This is a genomic window from Acidithiobacillus sp. TH-A36 (assembly GCF_057473445.1).
On sequence record NZ_JBYCKP010000378.1, the window covers coordinates 1 to 1,633 of the forward strand.

General features: G+C 54.9%; 3 protein-coding genes. All 3 read right to left on the bottom strand.

What is annotated here, in order from left to right; translation table 11 throughout:
* A partial coding sequence (locus AC2VLY_RS09870) for a hypothetical protein (protein WP_486922187.1) occupies positions 1 to 1,099 on the bottom strand: 1,099 nt, incomplete at its 3' end.
* 25 nt (positions 1,100 to 1,124) lie between these two features.
* On the bottom strand, positions 1,125 to 1,400 hold the full coding sequence (locus tag AC2VLY_RS09875; protein ID WP_486922188.1) for a hypothetical protein: 276 nt from the start codon (positions 1,398 to 1,400) through the stop codon (positions 1,125 to 1,127).
* On the bottom strand, positions 1,397 to 1,633 hold a 237-nt coding region (locus AC2VLY_RS09880; protein WP_486922189.1), incomplete at its 5' end, for a hypothetical protein. The genes AC2VLY_RS09880 and AC2VLY_RS09875, both read right to left, overlap by 4 nt.

Consider the following 1,633-nt stretch of genomic DNA (forward strand, 5'->3'; position numbering starts at 1 on the left):
ACTGAAACTGAACGGCACGCTGCTGTATGCGGTCGATAAGTGGTGAATCATTTGGAATGGGCGGAATATCTAAAGACCGAGTCTCCTCCACGACCACTGCTTCAGACTGCCCCCTGTTTTTTTCTGCCGGCAGATATTCTCCGGATTTTGCCTGTGTTGGTGCGGCCGTATTTTGACGGTTCCATGGTTCCGTTCCCTTTTTGGGGGGGAGGGTCTTTTCAAGTTCCGCCAGGGTGGCCTGGATCAGGCCTTCCGCTCCCAGATTGGGCAATGCATATTCCTGCGCTGCGGAATCTTTGGGGAATCGGGCGAGATCCACAGCGTAGGCGCTGAAAGCCTGCCGGATCCAGGGGTCCGGGTCATCAATGGTTTCGTATTCCACCAGTCGATAGCTGATTTTGGAAAGCACGCTGAGATCGACATGCCTGCCACGTTCGGTGTCCTTCCACAGATCAAAGAAGCGCGTGGTGGCATCTTCCTCGCTGATCTGCAGCTGTCTGGCCAGCACGCGGATGATGCTGCGGCAGACCTTGGCCATGTTGCCGTAGCGGTGAACAGTGGCTTGGCCAACATGGTAAAGGTCTGCAAGCCTTTCTATTGTGCGACCAGCCGCCGATGTTGAGGAAACAACGTTATCAAATGATAACGTTGTTTTGGCTGCATTCAAATTACCACTGGGTGCACCCTCTCTCTGTTTCTCACTGAGATAGTGGTTCCCGATCACCCAGACCTTCTCAAAGTCTGAAAGATGGCGGTGTGACCAGTTGAGACGGGCGGCCATGTCCACTACGGCGGGATCATCGGGATTTAACGGCGTGTGGATGTAGGGAATCTGTTGCAGTCCCAGGCGGTCTCCGACCATCACCCGCATGTAACCGTCAATGACATACAGCGCGCCGTCATTATGCTCAATAGCGACAACCGGATTCAGGATGCCCATTTCCCGAACACTGTCGAGCAGGGTAGTGAACTCGGGTCGCCCGTTGTCTCTGGGGGGCATCAATTGAATGACGCTTTCAATGCCGGCAAACCGCTCAACCCCGGCATAACGGATTTCCCGATTTTTGATCTGAGTCTGGGCCAATGCTTGCGTGCTCATAAAAGCTCCTCCTCAAAAATGATGGTTAAGCGCTGTATCCGTGACAGCGGAGCAAATCAGCCATGTTGGCCCCCTCCCAGGAACCCGGTCGGCTGATTACCATGCCGGCATCTTCCAGAAGCATTGCTGCGAGTTTCCTCACTGTGAGATGGCCATGACTGTTGAATGGCTCCGATCCAGCACGGGCGTTGATCTGATCGACAAGTCTGTCAAGGTTTACGGCCAGCTGGGCGTCGATTTCGATCTGAATGCGTTTTTTGAAATCTGGAGGTAAAGCCATGAGACTGTCGTTGGCGCTCATACCTTGACCTCCTTCCAGTCTTTGGTGCTGTGGCGAAGGACCGCGATCCGTGCGCCATCCGTGGCCAGGACGGCACCTTTCGGTGCAGCCATGCGTACCTTGCGCAATGCCTGCGCGGTTTTTACAGGCAGTTCTGCCTGGGCGGGAACAGAAACAAGGGGAGTTGTGGAACCATCCACGCCGTCTTTGGCGCGGAATATCAGCCGACCGTGGCCATCGTGGGTTACGCTGAG

Bases quoted from the DNA above. Each gene is read 5' to 3' on its own strand.
- AC2VLY_RS09875 (WP_486922188.1), bottom strand. From the start codon at position 1,400: ATGAGCGCCAACGACAGTCTCATGGCTTTACCTCCAGATTTCAAAAAA.